Below are 19,841 nucleotides of genomic sequence, written 5' to 3'. Positions count from 1 at the left end.
CGCGGGCAGGGTCGCGGAGGAGGTGTCGCGAAACGCTCACGTAAACGTGGTAAACATAAAGGTTGACTTCGCCGGAAATGGCGGAATGGAGACAACCCGAGTATATCACAGGGGGCAAGCGTGACCACCGGGGAATTGTCCGCCGAACAACAGCGGATCGCCTTCCTGCACGACCGGCTGGAGCTGGCACGGGCCGCCGCGCGGGCGGAGCTGGACGCCGCGCTCAAGGACGGCGACGAGCAGCGCTGGCAGCGCGAAGTGGCCGTCCGGACGCTGTCCGAGCAGGTCAGCCGCCTGAACGTGGCGGATGAGAACCTGTGCTTCGGCCGCATCGACACCACCGAGGACCGCGTCTACGTCGGCCGGATCGGCTTGTTCGACACCGAGCGCGACTACGAGCCGTTGCTGACCGACTGGCGGGCGCCGGCGGCCCGCCCGTTCTACACCGCGACCGCGGCGAACCCGGGAGGAGTGACGCTGCGCCGTCATTTCCGCACCAAGGGCAGGCGCCTGGAGAGCTTCTACGACGACGAGCTCCAGCTCAGCTCGAAAGCGCTGCTCGACGCGTTGAACGCCCCCCGCTCCGGCGCCATGCGCGACATCGTGGCGACCATCCAGGCCGAGCAGGACGAGGTGATCCGCCTCCCGCACCGGGGCGTGCTGGTGATCGAGGGCGGCCCGGGCACGGGCAAGACGGCGGTGGCGCTGCACCGCGTGGCCTACCTGCTCTACACGCAACGCGACAGGCTCTCCCGCCACGGCGTGCTGGTGGTCGGCCCGAACCCGGGCTTCCTGCGGTACATCGGCGAAGTGCTGCCGTCCCTCGGCGAGACCGACGTCGTGTTCGCCACGCCGGGCGAGCTGTTCCCCGGCGTCCGGACCGAACGCGAGGACGCCCCGGAGCTCCAAGCCCTCAAGGGCGGCCTCGCGGCCGTCGACCTGCTCGTGGAAGCCATCGCCGACCGGCAGGAGGTGCCCGTCGAGCCCATCCCGGTCGAACTGGAGGACGTCACGGTCCCGCTCACCGCCGAGATCGCCGCCCGAGCCAGGGAACGCGCGCGCGCCGCCGGGCTCAAGCACAACGAGGCCCAGCCCGTGTTCCACCGAGCCCTGGTGGACGCGCTGGTCGCGCCGGCGCTCGACCTCATCGGCGAGGACTGGCCGGAACTCGCGGACGACGTGCGCCGCGAACTCGCAGGCCACCCCGACGTGCGGCGGGCCGTCACCGCGCTGTGGCCGGTCCTCACCCCGCGGCAACTCCTCGCCGACCTCTACGCGGGCCGCTGCTCCGCCCTCGGCCACCCCGAGCTGCACCGCGACGACCCGCACGCGTGGACGGTCTCCGACGTGCCGCTGCTGGACGAAGCCGCCGAACTGCTCGGCTCCGACGGCCGGGCCGAACGACGCGCGGCGCAGGAGCGCCGGCGTGCCGTCGAGTACGCGCAGGGCGTGCTGCACGTCATCGACACCGACCAGGCCATGCACGAGGACGAACTGCGGGCCGTCGACCTGGTCGACGCCGAGTGGCTGGCCGACCGCCACACCGCCGTCGACCACCGCGTCCTGGCCGAACGCGCCGCCGTCGACCGCGAGTGGACCTACGGCCACATCGTGGTCGACGAGGCGCAGGAACTGTCCGAGATGGACTGGCGGCTGCTGGCCAGGCGCGGGCCGAACCGGTCCATGACCATCGTCGGCGACCTGGCCCAACGCCAGTCCGAAGCGGGCGCCCGCGACTGGCGGACGGTGCTCGACCCACTCGCCCGGGACCGCTGGCAGTACCGCCGGCTCACGGTCAACTACCGCACGCCCGCCGAGATCATGGCCTACGCCGCCGGCGCGCTGGCCGAAGTGGACCCCGCCGCCGCCCCGCCGAGGTCCGTGCGGCACGGCGAACCACCCCTCGAAGTCACCGGCGCCGACCCGGAGTCGTTCCGCCCGCCTACCGGCACGTTCGCCGTGATCACCCCGGCCGGCCCGCTCACGCCGCGTGCGGCCAAGGGCCTGGAGTTCGACACCGTCGTGGTGGTCGACCCGGACCGCATGACGCCGGCCGAGCGGTACGTCGCCCTGACCCGCGCCACCCAACGCTTGGTCGTCGTGCACACCACGTGATCAGGCCGCGATGGCGGTGGGTGGTCGGCGGAGCGGGTTCTGGTGGGGGAGTCGGGCGGGGTCGAGGTGGCGGGGTGGGGTGAACGCCGTGTCCGTCCGAGGTCGAGCACGTCGGAGTCGGTGTCCGGCAGGACCGGGATGACCGTGGCGTCACGGGCGGTCCGTCGTGCTCGTGCCGCGTCGGGGTGGTGGCGGCCTGGAGCATCGCGTGTCCGGCGCCGCGCCGCGGGGTCCGGAAGTCGGGGGTGACGCTGATGCGCGGGTGTTCCCGGTCTCGGAGGGCGGCTGGGCCGATCGCTGGGCCGGTGCAACGCCCGCATCGACGGCTCGACCGAGGCGACGGCGGCGAAGAGGCCGTGCTCGGTGGGCAGCGCGGGCGACGTGTCCATGGCCAGGTGATATTCGAACGGGCATTCGGTCGGCATCGCTTGATCAAGCGAGAACGTTGGGGCGCAACGGTATCATGCACAACAGGGCCGGTTCGGCGTCGTGGTACCGGATCGGCGCGTGCGACGAACACGGGTGCGGGCCCCTCCCCGCGGCGTTGCGGAAAGGGGCCCGCGCCCTCGCTGCGCGAGGGTTCAGAAGGCCGCTGCCGTGCCCTCCCGCTCGGCCGGCGCCTTCTCCTCCGCCGGCGCGGCGGTCGCGGGCACGTTCCGCAGCACGGTCACCGCGAGCAGGGCAGCGCCCGCGACCAGGACCGCCGCCACCACCGCGGCCACGTTCAGCCCGCTGGTGAACGCCACCCTCGCCGGTTCCACCAACGCCCGCGCCGCGTCCGCCGACAGGCCGGCCGCGGCGGACAGCGCGCCGGGCAACGAGTCCGCGGCCTCGGCGGGCACGTCGGACGGCATCGTGGCGTGGTAGACCGCCGTGCCGATGCTGCCCATCAACGCGATCCCGAGCGACACGCCGAGGTCGCTCGCCGTGCTGTTGACCGCCGACGCGGCGCCCGCCTTCTCCGGCGGCGCGGCCGTGATCACCAGCGTGGTCGTCAGCGCCATCGTCGGCGCGATGCCGGGGTAGAGCAGGTAGAACCCGGTGATCAGCAGCGGCAGCCCGCCGACGCTCCCCACCTGGGTCAGCACCACGTAGCCGGCCACCGAGAACACCGCGCCGCCCGCCACCACGTACGCCGGCCGCACCCGCCGCGCGATGATCGGGGACAACGTCGACACGGCCACCAGCGCCAGCGCGGCGGGCAGGATCCACAGCCCCGCGGCCAACGGCGACAGCCCGGCCACCAGTTGCAGGTACTGCGTGAACAGCAGGTAGATGCCGCCGAGCGCGATCGCCGACAGCAGGAACACGCCCAACGCGCCGCTGAACGTCCGGTTCGCGAACAGCCGCACGTCCAGCAGCGGGCTGTCCAGCCGGAGCTGCCTGCGCGCGAACAGCACCCCGAACGCGACACCGACGACCACCGTCACCACCGAGGTCACCGTCAGCCCGGACTTGGAGAAGTCCTTGATCCCGTAGACGAACGGCAGCAACGACGCCATCGACAGCAGCACGCTCGGCACGTCCGGCAGCCCAGCCCCGGGCGCCCGGTACTCCGGCACCGACAGCGGCGCCACGACCACCACCAGCGCCATCACCGGCACGCCGATCAGCAGCGCCGCGCCCCACCAGAACGACTCCAGCAGCAGCCCGCCGACCAGCGGCCCGACCGCGACGCCCACCGACACCGACGCGGCCCACAGCCCGATCGCCGTCGCCCGCTGCCGCGCATCCCGGAACATGGTGCTGACCAGCGACAACGTGGACGGCATCACGGCCGCCGCGCCGATGCCCATCACGGCGCGCGCGGCGATCAGCAGCTCGACGTTCGGCGCGAGGGCGGCGCCGACGGACGCCAACCCGAACGTCACCGCGCCGAACACCAGCACCCGCCGCCGGCCGATCCGGTCGCCGACGGTGCCCATCGCCACCAGGAGCCCGGCCATCACGAACCCGTACACGTCGTTGACCCACAGCAGCTGGTCGCTGGTCGGCCGCAGGTCGGCGGCGATGTGCGGGGTGGCCAGGAACAGCACGGTCATGGCCAGGAACAGCAGCGCGGTCGGCAGCAGCAGCACGGCGAGTCCGAGCCATTCCCTGGTCCCGGCCCGGTCACCGACATCGACAGACATGGTGTTTCTTTCCCTTTGCTCGAACCGCTCGGGCGGTGGTCCCGCCCGTCTGGAACCCACGGTGGCCGGCGCGGCTCCAGGAACCGTCCAGATCGACTTCGGGACGCCTTCAGGTACGGTCTGACCGTGCGTTTCGGGGTGCTGGGCCCGCTCGCGGCGTGGACGTCGGACGCCCGTCCCGTCCGCGTTCCCGAGCTGAAGGTCCGGGCGCTGCTGGCCCAGCTGGTGATCGACGCGGGCCGCGTGGTGCCCGCCGACCGGCTGATCGACCGCCTGTGGGGCGACCGGCTGCCCGCGAACCCCGCCGGCGCGCTGCAGACCAGGGTGTCCCAGCTCCGCGCCGCGCTGGACGAGGCCGAACCCGGCGCCCGACGGCTGGTCGTCTCACGCCCGCCCGGCTACCTGCTCGACGTCACCCCCGACGCGGTGGACGCGGGCCGGTTCGGAGCGCTCCTCGCCGAGGCCACCGGCGACCCGCGCGCCCGGGTCGCCCTGCTGGACGACGCCCTGGCGCTGTGGCGCGGACCGGTGCTGGCCGACTTCGCCGACGAGGACTTCGCGCGCGAGGTCACCTCCCGGCTGGAGGAGTTGCGGCTCACCGCGTGGGAGCAGCGCGCCGAGGCCCGGTTGGAGTTCGGCGAGCCGGGCGGGCTGGCCGACGAGCTCGGCGACCTGGTGGCCAGGCACCCATTGCGCGAACGCCTCCGCGCCGCCCACCTGCGCGCCCTCTACCAGGCCGGACGGCAGAGCGAGGCGTTGGCGGGCTACCGCGACCTGCGGACCAGGCTGATCGCGGAACTCGGCGTCGAACCCGGGCCGAAGCTGGCCGCGCTGCACCGGGCGATCCTGGAGCAGGACCCCTCGCTGGGCGGCACGGCGGAGCCGCCGACGAACCTGCCGCACCCGCTCGGCGACCTGGTCGGCCGGGACGCCGACGTCGGCGAGGTGCGGTCGCTGCTCGCGGCCGACCGGCTCGTCACGCTCACCGGCCCCGGCGGCGTGGGCAAGACGCGGCTGGCGCTGGCCGTGGCACGCGACCTGGTGGTCGGGTACCCGGACGGGACGTGGCTGGTCGAGCTGGCAGCCCTGCCCGCGGGCGCGCCGCCGGACGAGGTGGCGGCCCTGGTCGCGACGAGCGTGGGCATCCGCGACTGCGTGGTGACCGACCTGGCGGGCAAGCTGGCCGAGGCGGTGCGCGCCAAGCGGATGCTGCTCCTGCTCGACAACTGCGAGCACGTCGCGCCGGCCGTGGCGGAGCTGGCCGCCGGGCTGCTGCGCGCCGCGCCGGGCCTGCGGGTGCTGGCCACCAGCCAACGTCCGCTCGGCGTGGGCGGTGAGCTGCTGTGGCACGTGCCGACGCTGGCCGAGCCCAGCGCCGTCGAGCTGTTCGTGGCCCGTGCCGCGGCGGGCGTGCCGGGCTTCGCCCTCGACCCCGACAACGCCGACGCCGTCGCGGCGATCTGCCGCCGGCTGGACGGCATCCCGCTGGCCCTGGAACTCGCCGCCACCAGGGTGCGCGCGTGGGGCGTGCACGAGGTGCTGGCGCGACTGGACGACCGGTTCCGCGTGCTGACCGCCGGGCACAGCGGCGCGCCCGCCCGGCAGCGCACCCTGCGGGCGGTGCTCGACTGGAGCTGGGAGCTGCTGACCGAGGCCGAGCGGACCGTGCTGCGCCGGCTGTCCGTGCACGTGGACGGCTGGACGTTGAGCGCGGCGGAGGCCGTGTCCGGTGACGACGACCTCGACGTGCCCGACCTGCTGGCGCGCCTCGTGGACCGGTCGCTGGTCACCGCCACCCTCGGCGACGACCCGCCGCGCTACCGGCTGCTGGAGTCCGTCGCCGAGTACTCGTCGGCCAGGCTGCGCGAGGCGGGGGAGGTCGCGCTGGTCGAGCGACGGCACCGCGACCACTACGCGCGACTGGCCGCGACCGCCGACCCGCACCTGCGCGGCCCGGAGCAGCAGCGGTGGCTGCGCCTGCTCGACGCCGAGGCGGCCGACCTGCGTGCGGCGATCGACCACGCGGCCCGCGACGGCGAGGCGTTGCCGCTGGTCGACTCGCTGGCCTGGTACTGGGTGCTGCGCGGCAGGCTCGGCGAGGGCCGTCGGTCGTTGACGGCGGCGCTTGCCGGCGGCGGCCCGGAGGACGTGGCCGGCACGGTCCGGGCGTGGCACACCGCGTTCAGCCTGCTCATGGGCGTGGCGTCGGGACTCGTGCCGCCGCGGGCCACCCGTCCCGCCGATCGGGACTCCGCGGCACGACGTGCCCGCGCCGAGTGGTTCCTCGGGTTCGTCGGCCTGGGCATCGGCGAGCTGGGCGTCGGCGAGGACCTGGTCGGCGCGGCGCTGGAGGTGTTCCGCGCCCAGGACGACCGGTGGGGCACGGCCGCCGCGCTCGGCACGCTCGCGCGGTACGCGTTGGCGCGCAGCGACCTGGACGCGTTGGCGCGGCACGGCGAGCGCAGCATGGAGCTGTTCACCGAGGTGGGCGACCGGTGGGGCCGGCTGCACGCGACGTTCGGGCTCGGCGCGCACGCGGAGGTCGTCGGCGACTACGGCCGCGCCGCCGAGGTGCACCGCGAGGGTCTGCGGATCGCCGAGGAGCTGGGCCTGAGCACCGACGTGGCGGACAAGCTGTCCGCGCTCGGCCGGATCGCGTTGCTGACCGGTGACCACGAACAGGCCGATGAGCTGCACGAATGCGCCCGTGCGCAGGCCGTGGCGCAGGGCTACACGATCGGCGAGGAGTTCGCCGAACTCGGCCTGGCGCTCGGCGCGCGCCGCCAGGGCCGGTTCGACGAGGCGGAGGAGCTGCTGCGCAAGTGGCTGGCCCACGACCGGTGGCTGGAGTCGGACATGGCGGTCGCCCTCATCCTCGCCGAACTGGGCTTCATCGCCGAACAGCGGGGCGACGCCGACACCGCCCGCGCCCTGCACCTGGAGGGCTTGGCCGCGGCGCGCAAGGCAGCCGACCCGCGGGCCGTGGCCCTGGCGCTGGAAGGCCTGGCCGGCGCGGAAGCCCTGGCAGGCGTCCACGACCGGGCGGCCCACCTGCTGGGTGCCGCCGCCACCCTGCGGGAGCGAGCGGGCGCCCCACTCCCGCAGGGCGAACGCGGCGACGTCTCCCGGATCACCGCCACCACCCGCTCAGCCCTGGGTGACGACGCTTTCACCACAGCTTTCGCCCAAGGTCGAGCCCAGGGCGCGGAGCCGGACCTCCTGGTCCCCTAGCCCGTCACCCGGTGGGCGGAGTCTCGTTCGGCGCCGGCTTGTTGGGCGGTGGCGGCTCCGGGGTGGGCGGGATCGGCGGCTCGGTGCCGGGTGACGGCTCCCGGGGCGGCTGCGGCACCGGGGGCGGCACGGGCACGGGTCGCTGCGGGGGCGGTTGTGGCTGGACCATGGCAACCTCCTTCCCACCCGGACTACCCACTCCACGCGTGTCCTACATCCAGAACGCGAGAGTCCTACGTTCAAGACGCGAGAGTCCTACGTTCAGAACGCGCGTGTCCTACGTTCAGAGCACCTGAGTTCAACGCTCAGGACGCGCGGTCCGCGGCTCGTGCCGCCGCCGGCTTCAGGTTCGGCAGGACCTCCCGGCCGAACAGGCGGATCGTGTCGAGCACGGCCTGGTGCGGGAGACCGCCGATGTCGACCATCACCAGCTGCGCGTCCAGGCCGAGCAGCTCGGTCAGCCGGTTCAGCCGTTCGGTCACCTCCGCCGGATCGCCGCACACCGCCGCACCGTCCATCAGCACGTCGACGTCGGCCTCGCCGTCACCGCGCCACGGGTCGGCGAACTCCGCGTACGCCGCGAGGTGGGGCCGCCACGTCGTCCGCGCCTCAGCCGCCGTCGGCGCGACGAACACGTGGCTCGGCAACGCCACCCGCCCACCACCGCCCATCGACGCCCGGTAGCGCTCCACCACCGGCCGGTGCGTGCTCGGGTCGCGCAACGTGCTCGGCAGCATCAACGGCAGCTCCAGCTCCACCGCCAGGTCCGCCGACACCGCCGAACCGCTGCCGATCCACACCAGCGGCCGGGGCTGCTGCACCGGCCGCGGCGTCGTCGTGACGTCCACCAGCGGACTGCGGTACTTGCCCTCCCACGTGACGTGCTTCTCCTCCAGCAGCCGCAGCATCAGCCGCAGGTTCTCGTCGAACCGCGCCCGCAGGTCGTCCTGCACCCCGAACGCCACGTCCGTGCGCTGCGACACACCCCGCGCCACGATCAGCTCCGCCCGACCCCCCGACAGCACGTCCAGCGTGGCCACGTTCTCCGCCACCCGCACCGGGTCGTGGTGCGCCAGCAGCGTCACCCCGGTGGACAGCCGCAACGTCGACGTGCGGTCGGCGATCGTGGCCAGCAGCAGCTCCGGCGCCGACACGATGTACCGGGTGAAGTGGTGCTCGCCGATCGCCACCCCGGTGAAGCCGGCCTCCTCCGCCACGACGGCCTGCTCGACCATCGCCCCCAGCCGTTCGCACTCGGTCACGGCCCGACCGGTGTACGGGTTGGGCAGGTGATCGCCCAGGATCAGCAGGTACACGTCCATCCGACAATCTTGCCCGCTGCGACTACGGTGGCACCCACCGAGCCGCAGCCAGGAGGAGCACCCGTGACCGCTGTGTCCGTGTCCGACAACCCCGAGCAGTCCCGCTACGAGGTCCGCCTGGACGGCGAGTTCGGCGGTTTCGCCGAGTACACCTCGGCGGACGGCGTCGTCACGTTCACCCACACGGAGGTCGCCGTCGAGGGCAAGGGCCTGGGCGGCAAGCTCGTCCGGCAGGCGCTCGAGGACGTGCGCGCCAAGGGCCTGACCGTCGTGGCCGAATGCTCGTTCGTGCGCGGCTACCTGGAGAAGCACCCGGAACTGCGGACCGGGTGACGCTTTCCCGATCCGGGCCGGCACGCCGCGCGCGAACGCTAGTCGAACCGGCTCACCAGCGCATACCCCGTCAGGGTTGCTTCTTCGTGTGAAGCATCACAAATGGGGGTAACAACACGGCTAAGTAGGCGGCTTTTGGTCAACAGTGCTAGCTGATCGTGTCAACATTGCTGATCGTGGCCTCACTCGTCTTTGATCCCCGCCATGATGGTGATGTCGTCGACAGCAGATGCGGTCGACGGGGACGAGGACCGATCACGAGACCGATGAGGTGGGCCTGGCTGTGACCGCTGAGGTGAGCGGAAGTGGCGCACGGACGGACGGCCCGACCCGCCGGACGGGCACGTGGTCGGTAGTGCTCCGGCAGGTTCCACCCCGGGTGCTGAGGCTCGGCGCGCTCGGCGGGCTGCTGATCGCGCTCGGCGGCGTCGGCGCGGGCGCGGTGCTCCGCCGGGACCCGCTGCTGACCGGCACCATCCTCAACGCGGTGCGGTACGGCCACGGCCGCGACCTCGCCACCGCCGTGGTGTTCGTCGGCGTGGCGCTGCTGGTCTACTCGTGGGTCCGGCTCGGTCGGATGGTGCGCGCCGGCCAGGTCGACGGGCGCGGCGTGGTGCTGGCCGCCGCCGTCTGGACCGCTCCCCTGCTCATCGGCCCGTCGCTGTACAGCCGGGACGTCTACAGCTACCTCGCCCAGGGCGCGGTGGCGCTGCACGGGTTCGACCCCTACACCAACGGCGCGTCCGTGCTGCCCTTGTCGCTGGGCGGCAACGTGGCGTCGCTGTGGCAGAACACGCCGTCGCCGTACGGGCCGCTGTTCCTCCTGGTGGCCAAGGCCGTGGTCGCGGTCACGGGCGACAACGTCATCATCGGCGCGGTCCTCATGCGGCTCGCCGTGCTCAGCGGGCTGGCGATGCTCGCCTGGGCGATGCCCGGACTGGTCCGGCACCTCGGCGGGCGCACGTCGGTGGCGCTGTGGCTGACCGCCGCGAACCCGTTCGTGATCGCGGTCGGCATCGGCGGCGCGCACAACGACATCCTGATGGTCGGCCTGATGGCGGTCGGCGTGCTGATGGTGCTGGACGGCAAGCACGTGCGCGGCATCGCGGTGATCGCCCTGGCGACCGCGGTCAAGGCCACGGCGGTGCTGGTGATCCCGTTCCTCATCTGGGTCTGGGTGGCGCGGATGTCCGGCCCGGCCCGCCAGCGGTTCTTCCAGGCGTGCGCGGTGGGCGGCATCACGTTCGCGGGCGTCTTCGCGCTGTCCACGATCATCGCCGGGGTCGACCTCGGCTGGGTCAACGTGCTCCAGAGCCAGACGCCGCTGCTGACGTGGATGTCGCTGCCCTGCGCCGTCGCGGAGCTGCTCTACTACTCGGTCGGCAGGCACATCCCGGGTGCGACCTACGAGGGCTTCCTCGGCTTCTTCCGGTCGGTGGGCGTGTACGTCCTCGCCGCCGTGCTGGTCCGCCAGTGGTGGCTCGCCCGGGCGGGCGGTGTGGACGCCGTGCGGCGTGCCGCGATCGCCCTGCTCGCCGCTTCCGTGCTCGCGCCGTCCGTGCTCCCGTGGTACTTCACCTGGGCCTTGGCGCTCGCCGCCGCGTTCGCCTGGAAGGACCGGTGGCTCGCGTTCGCCGCGGGCTTCTCGGTCTGGATGGTCCTCATCACGCTCCCCGACGGCACGATCGTCGCGCGCTGGCACTATGGTTCGGCGAACCCCGTCGTGTGGTGGTCCTACCTGGCCGTCACCGTCCTGATCGGCGTGTGGGTCGGCCGGTCGCTCCTGGAACGCCGGCCCGTGTGGTCGCTGGTGAGCGAGCTGCGGGCCCGGTCGAGCGAGGCGGAGCCGACGCGGCTCGTGGACCCGCCGGCGCGGGTCGTCGAGCAGGCGCCGCCGCCCGTCGTCGAGCAGGCGCCGCCCGCCGTCGAGGACGACGTGGCGGGCGAGCCCGACGGGGCCGGGAAGCAGTGTGGGAGCACGGGTGGTTGAACGGGTCGAGCAGCGGGTGCTGAGGTTCGCGCCGCTGGTGTTGTGCTTGTCGCTGGGCTGGTACTTCTGGCGCTTGGGCGTGCCGAGCGGCTGGGGGATGATCGACCTCAAGGTCTACTGGAGCCTGGCGCCGAACCTGCTCACCGATCAGCTCTACACGATCGACATGCCGTTCACGGCGGACTTCCCGCTGCCGTTCACCTACCCGCCGTTCGCGGCCGTGCTGTTCCTCCCGCTGTCCTGGCTGCCCTGGGTGGCCGCGCGGATCGCGTGGCAGGTGCTGTCCCTGGTCTGCCTCTGGTGGCTGGTCCGCACGGCGCTGGCGCTGGTCGCCGCCAGGTCGGGGCAGCGGTTCGACGCCACCTGGTCGCGCCGGGCGCTGCTGTGGACCGCGCTGGCGCTGTGGTGCGAGCCGGTGCGCAAGACGCTCGACTTCGGGCAGATCAACCTGGTGCTGATCGCCGGCACCTTCGCCGCGATGGTCGCCACCCGGCACCTGGTGGCGGGCGTCGGCGTCGGCGTCGCGGCGGGGCTGAAGCTCACCCCGGCGATCTCGGTGCTCTACTTCCTGGTGACGCGCCGGTTCAAGGCCGCGGTGTGGACGGCGGTCGGCTTCGCGTTCACCGTGGCCGTCGGCTTCGCCGCCTCGGCCGCCGACTCGTGGCGCTACTGGTTCGAGCTGCTCGGCGCGGCGGACCGGGTCGGCCCGGTCGGGTCCGCGATCAACCAGTCGTTGCGCGGCGCGTTGTCGCGGACGCTCGGCTACGACGTCGAGATGACGTGGCCGTGGGTGCTCGCGGTGGTGGTGTCGGCCGTGCTCGCCGGGTTCGCGCTGCGCGCCGCGGTGAAGGCCGGGGACACGTTGGCCACCGTCGTCGCCGTGCAGCTGTTCGGGCTGCTGCTCTCGCCGATCTCGTGGAGCCACCACTGGGTGTGGGTGATCCCGCTGGTGCTGTGGGCCGTCTACGGCGCGCGCCGCACGTGGCCCGTGCTGGCGGTCGCCGCGGCGTGGGTCGTGGTGACCGGCGCGGACCTGATCACGTTCCTGATCGACCAGCAGCCGACCATCTGGGAGATCCCCCGCCCGTGGCCGCTGGCCGCGCTCGGCTGGTGCTACCCGCTGCTCGGGCTGATCACCCTCGCGGTGATGCCGACGGCGCTGCGCGCCGAGCGCCGCGAACCGGTCGGCACGCCGATCACCACGACGTCGAAGGTCGAGCCCAGTGTCACCTGAACCGACCTCGCCCGCGGTGCGCGTGCTCGTGAACGCGGAGCGGTGGCTGCTGGTCGCCGCGCCGCTGCTGCTGGTGGTGTCCGCCCTGGGCCGCGGCTGGACGATCGTCACCGGGTTCGGCAACGAGACGATCGACCTGTACGTGTACTGGGCGCTGGCGCCGCACGTGCTCTCCGGCGACCTCTACGACGTCACGTCGCCGAACTCGCCGCCCGACTTCCCGCTGCCGTTCACCTACCCGCCGTTCGGCGCGCTGGTGTTCCTGCCGATGACGTGGCTGCCGTGGGTCGCCGCGCAGTGGGCGCTGCGGCTGCTGTCCGGGCTGTGCCTGTACTGGATGGTGCGCGTCGCCCTGCGCTTCGTGGCAGGCGACGGCTGGACGGCGGACGCCGCGTTGTGGCGGCGTCGGGCGCTGCTGTGGACCGCCGTGCTGCTGTGGATGCAGCCCGTGGTGCACACGTTCGACTTCGGGCAGGTCAACCTGCTGCTGGCGGCGGTGGTGCTGGGCGCGATGACGGCCAGGGACTCGCGGCTCGCGGGCGCCGGGATCGGTTTGGCGGCGGGCGTGAAGCTCGTGCCCGCCATCTCAGGGCTGTACTACCTGGTCACGCGCAGGTTCGCGGCGGCGGTGTGGTCGATCGTCGCGTTCGCGGTGAGCGTCGGCCTCGGCTTCCTGGTCGACCCGGCGCAGGCCAAGCACTACTGGTTCGAGCTGCTCGGCGCCGCGGACCGGGTCGGCCCGATCGCCACCGCGCACAACCAGTCGTTGCGCGGCGCGTTGTCGCGGACGCTCGGCTACGACGTCGAGATGACGTGGCCGTGGGTGCTCGCGGTGGTGGTGTCGGCCGTGCTCGCCGGGTTCGCGCTGCGCGCCGCGGTGCGGGCGGGCGACGTGCTGATCGGCGTGCTGGTCGTGCAGGTCCTCGGCCTGTTGCTCTCGCCGATCTCGTGGGACCACCACTGGGTGTGGATCGCGCCGCTGCTGATCTGGCTGGTGCACACCAGGATCGCGCCGTGGGCGCGTGGCGTGCTGCTGGTCCTGTGGTGCCCGATCATGTTCTGGGACGTGATCGCGTTCCAGCTCGACCGGCAGCCCACGATCTGGACCATCCCGAGGCCCGGCTACCTGTCCGCGATCGGCTGGGCCTACCCGGCGTTGGCGCTGCTCACGCTGGCCGTGATCCCGTTCGTGGTGAAGGCGGTGGCGCGGCGCGAACCGGCGGACGCGCCACTGGCCGGCCGAATCGAGGTTACCGGCAAGTAGGATCCGGGGATGGAGTGGACCGAACCCGGAGTCTTCGAGGTCGCGCCCGGTGTCTACCGCATACCGCTGCCCCTGCCCAACGACGGGCTGCACACCGTCAACGTGTACGCGATCGACGACGGTGACGGCCTGGTCCTGATCGACTCCGGCTGGGCCCTAGACGCGGGCGAGACGGCGCTGGAAGCGGCGCTGGGCGCGCTCGGGCGCGGTTTCGAGGACGTCCGCCGCTTCCTGGTCACCCACGTCCACCGCGACCACTACACGATGGCCGTGGCCCTGCGCCGCCGGTTCGGCACGAAGATCGCGCTCGGCGCGGGGGAGCAGCCGTCGCTGGCCAAGGTCGTCGGTCGGCGCCGGGACGGTTACCGCGACCTGGCCACCTGGGGCGCGCCGCACCTGGCCGAGCAGTGGCGTGCCGTGGTCGAGTCGATCGGCGAGGCCGAGCTGCGCGACTACGAGGAGCCCGACGAGTGGCTCCGCGAGAGCGACCTGGCCCTGGAGAAGCGGGTGCTGCGCGTCCTGCCGACACCCGGCCACACCCGCGGGCACGTGGTGTTCGTCGACGTCGAGTCGTCGCTGCTGTTCGCCGGCGACCACGTGCTGCCGCACATCACGCCGTCGATCGGCTTCGAGCCCGCCCGGCCCGCGCTGCCGCTCGGCGACTACCTGGACTCGCTGCGCCTCGTCCGCGACTACCCGGACCTGCGGCTGCTGCCCGCCCACGGCCCCGTCACCGAGTCGAGCCACGCCAGGGTGGACGAACTGCTCGCCCACCACGAGGACCGGCTCACGGCCACGCTGGACGCCGTGCGCGCGGGCACCGGCACCGCCTTCGAGACCGCGCGCGAGCTCGGCTGGACCAGGCGGGGTCGGCGGTTCGCCGAGCTCGACCTGTTCAACCAGGTGCTGGCCACCGGCGAGACCGCCGCGCACCTCGACGTGCTGGTCCACCGCGGCCTGCTGACGGCCGACGAGGACGACGGCGTGGTGCGGTACGCGGTCAGCTGAAGTCTCGGCCGGCACGGGCGCGAGCACGTCCGGCGCCACGCCGTGCCAGTCGCCGGCCACCGTGCGGCGCCGGGCGTTCGGCCACGCCGTCGGCCCACGCGCGCAGCCGCGCGTCGCTGCCCGCGCTGTCGAGCACCAGAGTCGGCGTGGTGATCGAGGTCAGGTCCGGGGGAGTGCCGGTGGTGGTCAGGTCGTAGGCGGTGGTGTGGGCCACCGCCTCCAGCGCCGGCCGGCCCGGTGACCGCCGCAGCCCGGCGGTGAACTCCTCCGGAACGCCGCACGCGACCTGGAACCGGACCACCGCGTCACCGCGCCGTCCGGCCGCCACCGGGGCGTCGATCTCGTCCCGCGCGTCGGGCCCGCCCGCCTCCACGACCGCCGCCAGGTCCTCCACCTCGCGGTCGATCGCGTACGGTCCGCGACCCGCGCTCTCCCCGACGGCCCCGGCGGTCGTAGGTGTAGGCCGCGTACCCCCGCAACGCCTCCGCGACGTCGGGCATAGGGCCGCCGCCCCGGAAGCAGCACGCGGCGTCCACCAACACCGCGGCGGGACCGTCACCGACCCGCGAGAACCCGATCGTCGTGCCGTCCTTCGAGGTCACGGTGCCCATCACCACTCCTCCGCCAGGGAACTGGACGGTACCGGGCATGGACGAGGTCGCGGCGCTCGCCGAGACCGACCGGTTCCCCGAGCCGGCCGGCACCTGGTTCGCCGACGAGGTCGTGCGCGTCTTCCTGGCCGCCTACCAGCGCTAGCGGGGCAGCTTCACGACGGTCACGAAGAAGTCGTCGATCTGGCGGACGACCTCGATGAACCGGTCGAAGTCGACCGGCTTGGTGACGTAGGCGTTGGCGTGCAGGTTGTAGCTGCGCAGGATGTCCTCCTCCGCCTCCGACGTGGTCAGCACCACCACCGGGATGGGCCGCAGCGTCTCGTCCGCCTTGATCTCGGCCAGCACCTCGCGGCCGTCCATCTTCGGAAGGTTCAGGTCGAGCAGGATCAGCCCCGGTCGCGGCGCGTCCTCGTACGGGCCCTGGCGGCGCAGGAACTCCAGCGCTTCCACGCCGTCGCGCACCACGTGCAGCTGGTTGCGGATCTTGTGGTGCTCGAACGCCTCCTGCGTCATCAGGGCGTCGCCGGGGTCGTCTTCCACCAACAGGACGTCGATCACGTTCAGCGGGTTGCTCATTGCTCGTCGTCCTCTACAGCCGGCAGCGTGAACTTGAAGGTGGTCCCGGTCTGGCCTTCGCTGGTGTCCAGCCAGATCGTGCCACCGTGGTACTCCACGATCTTCCGGCACATCGCCAGCCCGATGCCGGTGCCGGGGTAGTCGTCCTTGTGGTGCAGGCGCTGGAAGATCACGAAGATCCGCTCAGCGTACTCGGGGTCGATGCCGATGCCCTGATCGCTGATGGTGAACGTCCAGAAACCGTCCGTCCGGTCGACGTCCACGCGCACGTGCGGCGGCTCGTCGCCGTGGAACTTCAGGGCGTTGCTGATCAGGTTGCCGAACACCCCGCCGAGCAACGACTCCTCGCCGCGCACCGTCGGCAGGTCCGCCACCTCGATCGTCGCCCCGGTCCGCTCGACGACCTCGGAGTAGTTGTCCAGCACCTGGGCGACCAGCTCGTCGCAGTCCACCATGGTCAGCTCGCGGGTGAGCCTGCCGACCCGGGAGAACGCCAGCAGGTCGTTGATCAGCACCTGCATCCGCTTCGCGCCGTCCACGGCGAACCGCAGGTACTGCTCGCCGCGCTCGTCGAGCTCACCCGAGTACCGCCGCTCCAGCAGCTGGCAGAAGCTCGCCACCTTGCGCAACGGCTCCTGCAGGTCGTGGGAGGCGACGTAGGCGAACTGCTCCAGCTCCGAGTTCGACCGCCGCAGCTCCTCCAGGTCGGACAGGATGCGCACCCGCATGGTCTCGACGTCCTGGCCGAGCATCACCGTCTCCCGGGGCCCGCCCGCCTCGACCGCGTGCGCGAAGTCACCCGACGACACCTGCCGCACGTCCGCCGCCAGCCCCGTCAACGGTGCGATCACGATCCGGTACAGCATCACCGCCACCCCGGCGATGATCAGCACCAGCAGCACGCCCAGCCCGACGACCAGCCAGTTCGCCCGCCCGGCCATGGTCGTCACGTTGTCCCGGGACGCGGCGGACACCTCCTCGACCCTGGTCTTCAGCGCCGCCGTCGCCGTGCGCGCCCGGTCGAACAACACCTTGCCGCGCTCGGGCTCGGCCAGCGTGGTCTGCGGGATGCCCGACACGTACACCAGGTCGACCAGCGGGTCGGCGTAGCTCTGCCGCCAGTCGGTCGCCAGCCGCTCGACCTCCTCCAACTCGCGGACCAGGTCGGGCCGCACGCCCGACAGGAGCGCGCGGGCGGATTCCACGGCGGCCAGCTCCGCCTCGCTGCCCTCCGTGTAGGGGGAGAGGAAGTTCCGGTTGGCGGTGAGCACGTACCCGCGCACACCGGTCTCCTGGTTGACCAGCGCGGTCTGCATCTCGAGCACCTCGCGGCCGGCCGGGTCGATCCGCTCCAGCAGCTCGGTGCGGGCGTCGGTAAGGGCGTTCAGCGCGACCAGGAGGCTGCCGATGGCGCCGGCGCAGACCACGACCAGGACCACGACCGCCGCGATCAGGAGCTTGCTCGCGGGCCAGCGGGTGCGGTAGTCCATCAGTCGCGGTCCGAGATCAGCAGCACGGCCATGTCGTCGTCCAGCTCCCCGCCGTTGAGTTCCTTCACCCGGCTGATGAGGTCGTCCAGCAGCGTAGCCGGCGTGCGCGTCCAGTCCGGTCGCTGCCTGGTGATCTCGCCGATCAGGTCGATCAGCCGCTCCGAGCCCAACCGCTCGGTGTCGCCGTGCACGCGGCCCTCGACCAGGCCGTCGGTGTAGAGCAGCATCGACCACCCCGGCGGCAGCGGCACGTCGAGCCCGCTCCACGTGCTGTCCGGCAGCACGCCCAGCGGCAGCCCGGCCCGGTCGCGCGGCAGCTCCACCACCCGGTCGCCGACCAGCAGCATCGGTTCCGGGTGCCCGGCCAGGTAGACCCGCGCCCACCGGCGGTCCGGCGAGATCGTCACCATGCACGCCGTGGTGAACAGGCCGGGCTGGTGGCGTTCGTGCTGCAGGATCTCGTGCAGCGTGCGCAGCACCCGGGACGGCTCCTGGCCCGCCAGCACCAGCGCCCGCCAGGCGATGCGCAGGAACACGCCGATCGCGGCCTCGTCCGGGCCGTGCCCGCACACGTCGCCGATCAGCAGCTGGAGCGTGCCGTCGGAGGTGCGCACGGCGTCGTAGAAGTCGCCGCCCAGCAGCATCCGGCTGCCGCCGGGGCGGTAGCTGACCTCCCAGCCGATGTCGTCGCCGTGGATGATCGGCGACGGCAGCAGGCCGCGTTCCAGGCGGGTCTTCTCCGCCGCGAGCAACTGCTCGTCGCGCAGTTGGCGCTGGGTCTCCTCGACCCGCTTGCGGCCGACCGCGTAGCGGATGCTGCGGGCCAGGCCCACGCCGTCCACCTGGCCCTTGACCAGGTAGTCCTCCGCGCCCTGGGCCACCGCCTGGGTGCCCTGGTGCTCGTCGTTGAGGCCGGTGAGCACGATGATCGCCACCGGCGCCGGGTGGGCGAGCAGCCTGGTCAGGCCGTCGAGCCCGGTCGTGTCCGGCAGGCCGAGGTCGAGCAGCACGCAGTCGGCCCTGGTCAGCAGGCCCTCCGCTTCTCGCAGCGTCCGCGCCCGGTGCAGGGCGACGTCCGCCTCGACCTCGTCCAGCAGGGCTTCGACCAGCACGGCGTCGCCCTCGTCGTCTTCCACGAGGAGCACGTTGATCCGGTTCACCGCGGTCCGCGGTGCGGGGAGCCCTGCCACGGGGGAGGAGATTAGTCGACCTCGATCAGAACGGGGCGACGGCGGTGCGGTGGGGCGCGGTGACCGCGCTCGCGGCCATGACCGAAGATCCTCGGGTGACGTTCTCCCAGATGGTGGCGCTGACGACCCGTCTGCCCCGGCGGGGCCGGGGTTTCTGGTACTCCGTGGCCATTGACGTGCTGTGGCCGCTGGTGGTGCTGTTCGTGCGGATGAGGATGGCGGGCCGGACCAACATCCCGCGCGAGGGCGCGGTGCTGCTGGCCTCCAACCACCTCTCCTTCGCCGATCCGGTGACGTTGACCGCGTTCGCGCTCGCCTCCGGGCGGGTGCCCCGGTACCTGGCCAAGGCGAGCCTGTGGAAGGCGCCGGTGCTCGGGTGGGTGATGTCGTCCGGGCGGCACATCCCGGTCGACCGCGACAGCGTGCGCGCGGGAAAGGCGCTGGACAACGCGCGCACGTCGTTGGACGCGGGCGAGTGCGTGATCGTCTACCCCGAGGGCACGTTCACCAACGACCCCGACGGCTGGCCCATGCGCGGCAAGAACGGTGTCGCGCGGCTGGCGTTGACGACCCGCACGCCGGTCGTGCCGGTGGCGCAGTGGGGCACCCGGGAGCTGCTGCCGCCGGGGAAGTTCGTGCCGCGGCCGTGGCGGAAGGTGTCCGTGGTCGCGGGCGCGGAGGTCGACCTGTCCGACCTGTACGGGCTGGAGCCGACCAAGGCCGTGCTGGACGAGGCGACCGCGCGGATCATGGCCGCCGTGACGACGCTGCTCAGCGGTGTGCGCGAGCTGCCGTCACCGGCCGGTCCGTGACGGTCAGCGGGTCTTCTCGCCCTTGCCGGAGCGCTCGCGTTCCCACCGCAGGTACTGGCCCGTGACGGTGGACACGCTGGTCAGCAGCCAGACCGCCACGCCCGCGTCGTCGGTCACGCCGATCAGCGGCAGCAGTTCGGGCAGCAGGTCGACCGGGGAGACGAGGTAGAGCACGGCGAACGCCCACGTGGCCATCGTGGTGGTCGGCAGGCCGTAGGCCTTGCGCTCGCGCAGCAACCGGGGCAGGGCCTTGGCCCGGTCGATCACGTTGCCGACCGGGCGGGGCTCGCCGTTGCGCTCCCACCGGCGGCGCCTGCGCACGACCCACAGCACACCGGCCGCCACGCCGAGCACGACCAGGCCGGAACCGGCGGCGACGGGTGGCAGGCCGAGCAGCTCGTCGTCACGCCACAGCAGTGTGCTCAGCCCGAGCAGGGTGAGGACCACGCTGAGGAAGATCACACGGTCATCGTAGTGGCGCTGCGGCGTGCGCGCGGGTGGAGCGGGCGCCGGGTCACGGCGCGGAAACT

General features: G+C 72.7%; 16 protein-coding genes. 8 read left to right on the top strand and 8 right to left on the bottom strand.

Features of this window, described 5'->3' with window-relative positions; all coding sequences use genetic code 11:
• The first annotated feature begins 120 nt into the window (after positions 1-120).
• A complete protein-coding gene (locus AB0H12_RS00540; protein WP_499619730.1) occupies positions 121-2,115 on the top strand; it encodes a UvrD-helicase domain-containing protein in 1,995 nt (664 codons plus the stop codon).
• 581 nt (positions 2,116-2,696) lie between these two features.
• Here AB0H12_RS00540 and AB0H12_RS00535 read toward each other — a convergent pair.
• On the bottom strand, positions 2,697-4,247 hold the full coding sequence (locus tag AB0H12_RS00535; protein ID WP_499619729.1) for an MFS transporter: 1,551 nt from the start codon (positions 4,245-4,247) through the stop codon (positions 2,697-2,699).
• Between the two features lie 126 nt (positions 4,248-4,373).
• Here AB0H12_RS00535 and AB0H12_RS00530 point away from each other — a divergent pair, with 126 nt between their 5' ends.
• Positions 4,374-7,478, top strand: a complete 3,105-nt coding sequence (locus AB0H12_RS00530; RefSeq protein WP_499619727.1) for an AfsR/SARP family transcriptional regulator — start codon at positions 4,374-4,376, stop codon at positions 7,476-7,478.
• A 4-nt stretch (positions 7,479-7,482) separates the two neighbouring features.
• Here the strand turns inward: AB0H12_RS00530 and AB0H12_RS00525 are convergent, their stop codons facing one another.
• Positions 7,483-7,647, bottom strand: a complete 165-nt coding sequence (locus tag AB0H12_RS00525; RefSeq protein WP_499619726.1) for a hypothetical protein — start codon at positions 7,645-7,647, stop codon at positions 7,483-7,485.
• 136 nt (positions 7,648-7,783) lie between these two features.
• Positions 7,784-8,800 carry an LLM class flavin-dependent oxidoreductase gene (locus AB0H12_RS00520; RefSeq protein ID WP_499619724.1) on the bottom strand — a complete coding sequence of 339 codons (1,017 nt, stop codon included), beginning with the start codon at positions 8,798-8,800 and terminating at the stop codon, positions 7,784-7,786.
• 63 nt (positions 8,801-8,863) lie between these two features.
• Here AB0H12_RS00520 and AB0H12_RS00515 point away from each other — a divergent pair, with 63 nt between their 5' ends.
• The 5 genes from AB0H12_RS00515 to AB0H12_RS00495 all read left to right on the top strand — a co-directional run bounded on the left by AB0H12_RS00515 (position 8,864) and on the right by AB0H12_RS00495 (position 14,629).
• Positions 8,864-9,133, top strand: a complete 270-nt coding sequence (locus tag AB0H12_RS00515) for a GNAT family N-acetyltransferase (protein ID WP_499619722.1) — start codon at positions 8,864-8,866, stop codon at positions 9,131-9,133.
• Between the two features lie 379 nt (positions 9,134-9,512).
• The gene (gene mptB / locus AB0H12_RS00510) at positions 9,513-11,123 is read left to right on the top strand and encodes a polyprenol phosphomannose-dependent alpha 1,6 mannosyltransferase MptB (protein WP_499619720.1); all 1,611 of its coding nucleotides are present in this window, start codon (positions 9,513-9,515) and stop codon (positions 11,121-11,123) included.
• Positions 11,116-12,357, top strand: a complete 1,242-nt coding sequence (locus tag AB0H12_RS00505; protein ID WP_499619718.1) for a glycosyltransferase 87 family protein — start codon at positions 11,116-11,118, stop codon at positions 12,355-12,357. Before mptB ends, AB0H12_RS00505 begins: the two co-directional genes overlap by 8 nt.
• The gene (locus AB0H12_RS00500) at positions 12,347-13,621 is read left to right on the top strand and encodes a glycosyltransferase 87 family protein (RefSeq protein WP_499619716.1); all 1,275 of its coding nucleotides are present in this window, start codon (positions 12,347-12,349) and stop codon (positions 13,619-13,621) included. The genes AB0H12_RS00505 and AB0H12_RS00500 overlap by 11 nt, the downstream gene beginning before the upstream one ends.
• 9 nt (positions 13,622-13,630) lie before the next feature.
• Positions 13,631-14,629 carry an MBL fold metallo-hydrolase gene (locus AB0H12_RS00495; protein ID WP_499619715.1) on the top strand — a complete coding sequence of 333 codons (999 nt, stop codon included), beginning with the start codon at positions 13,631-13,633 and terminating at the stop codon, positions 14,627-14,629.
• Here the strand turns inward: AB0H12_RS00495 and AB0H12_RS00490 are convergent.
• From AB0H12_RS00490 to AB0H12_RS00475, 4 genes are all read right to left on the bottom strand, one after another.
• Complete coding sequence (locus AB0H12_RS00490; protein WP_499619713.1) at positions 14,622-15,023, bottom strand: hypothetical protein; 402 nt, start codon at positions 15,021-15,023, stop codon at positions 14,622-14,624. The genes AB0H12_RS00495 and AB0H12_RS00490 overlap by 8 nt on opposite strands.
• A 358-nt stretch (positions 15,024-15,381) precedes the next feature.
• Entirely contained in the window at positions 15,382-15,819 is a 438-nt protein-coding gene (locus AB0H12_RS00485) for a response regulator (RefSeq protein ID WP_053716822.1), read from the bottom strand.
• Positions 15,816-17,309: a sensor histidine kinase gene (locus AB0H12_RS00480; RefSeq protein WP_499619712.1), complete on the bottom strand. Its 1,494-nt coding sequence runs from the start codon at positions 17,307-17,309 to the stop codon at positions 15,816-15,818. Before AB0H12_RS00480 ends, AB0H12_RS00485 begins: the two co-directional genes overlap by 4 nt.
• Positions 17,309-18,499 (bottom strand): PP2C family protein-serine/threonine phosphatase, encoded by a 1,191-nt coding sequence (locus tag AB0H12_RS00475; protein ID WP_499619710.1) that lies wholly within the window; start codon positions 18,497-18,499, stop codon positions 17,309-17,311. Before AB0H12_RS00475 ends, AB0H12_RS00480 begins: the two co-directional genes overlap by 1 nt.
• A 77-nt stretch (positions 18,500-18,576) precedes the next feature.
• On the opposite strand from AB0H12_RS00475, the gene AB0H12_RS00470 reads away from it, so the two are divergent.
• On the top strand, positions 18,577-19,311 hold the full coding sequence (locus AB0H12_RS00470) for a lysophospholipid acyltransferase family protein (RefSeq protein WP_499619708.1): 735 nt from the start codon (positions 18,577-18,579) through the stop codon (positions 19,309-19,311).
• A 3-nt stretch (positions 19,312-19,314) separates the two neighbouring features.
• Here AB0H12_RS00470 and AB0H12_RS00465 read toward each other — a convergent pair whose 3' ends face one another.
• Entirely contained in the window at positions 19,315-19,773 is a 459-nt protein-coding gene (locus AB0H12_RS00465) for a YkvA family protein (protein WP_499619706.1), read from the bottom strand.
• Positions 19,774-19,841 lie beyond the last annotated feature (68 nt).

This window comes from Actinosynnema sp. NPDC023794 (genome assembly GCF_040639675.1).
GTDB classification, from domain to species: domain Bacteria; phylum Actinomycetota; class Actinomycetes; order Mycobacteriales; family Pseudonocardiaceae; genus Actinosynnema; species Actinosynnema luteola.
The sequence above is the reverse complement of the archived record's forward strand: the minus strand, read 5'-3'. Positions and strand labels throughout refer to the sequence as shown.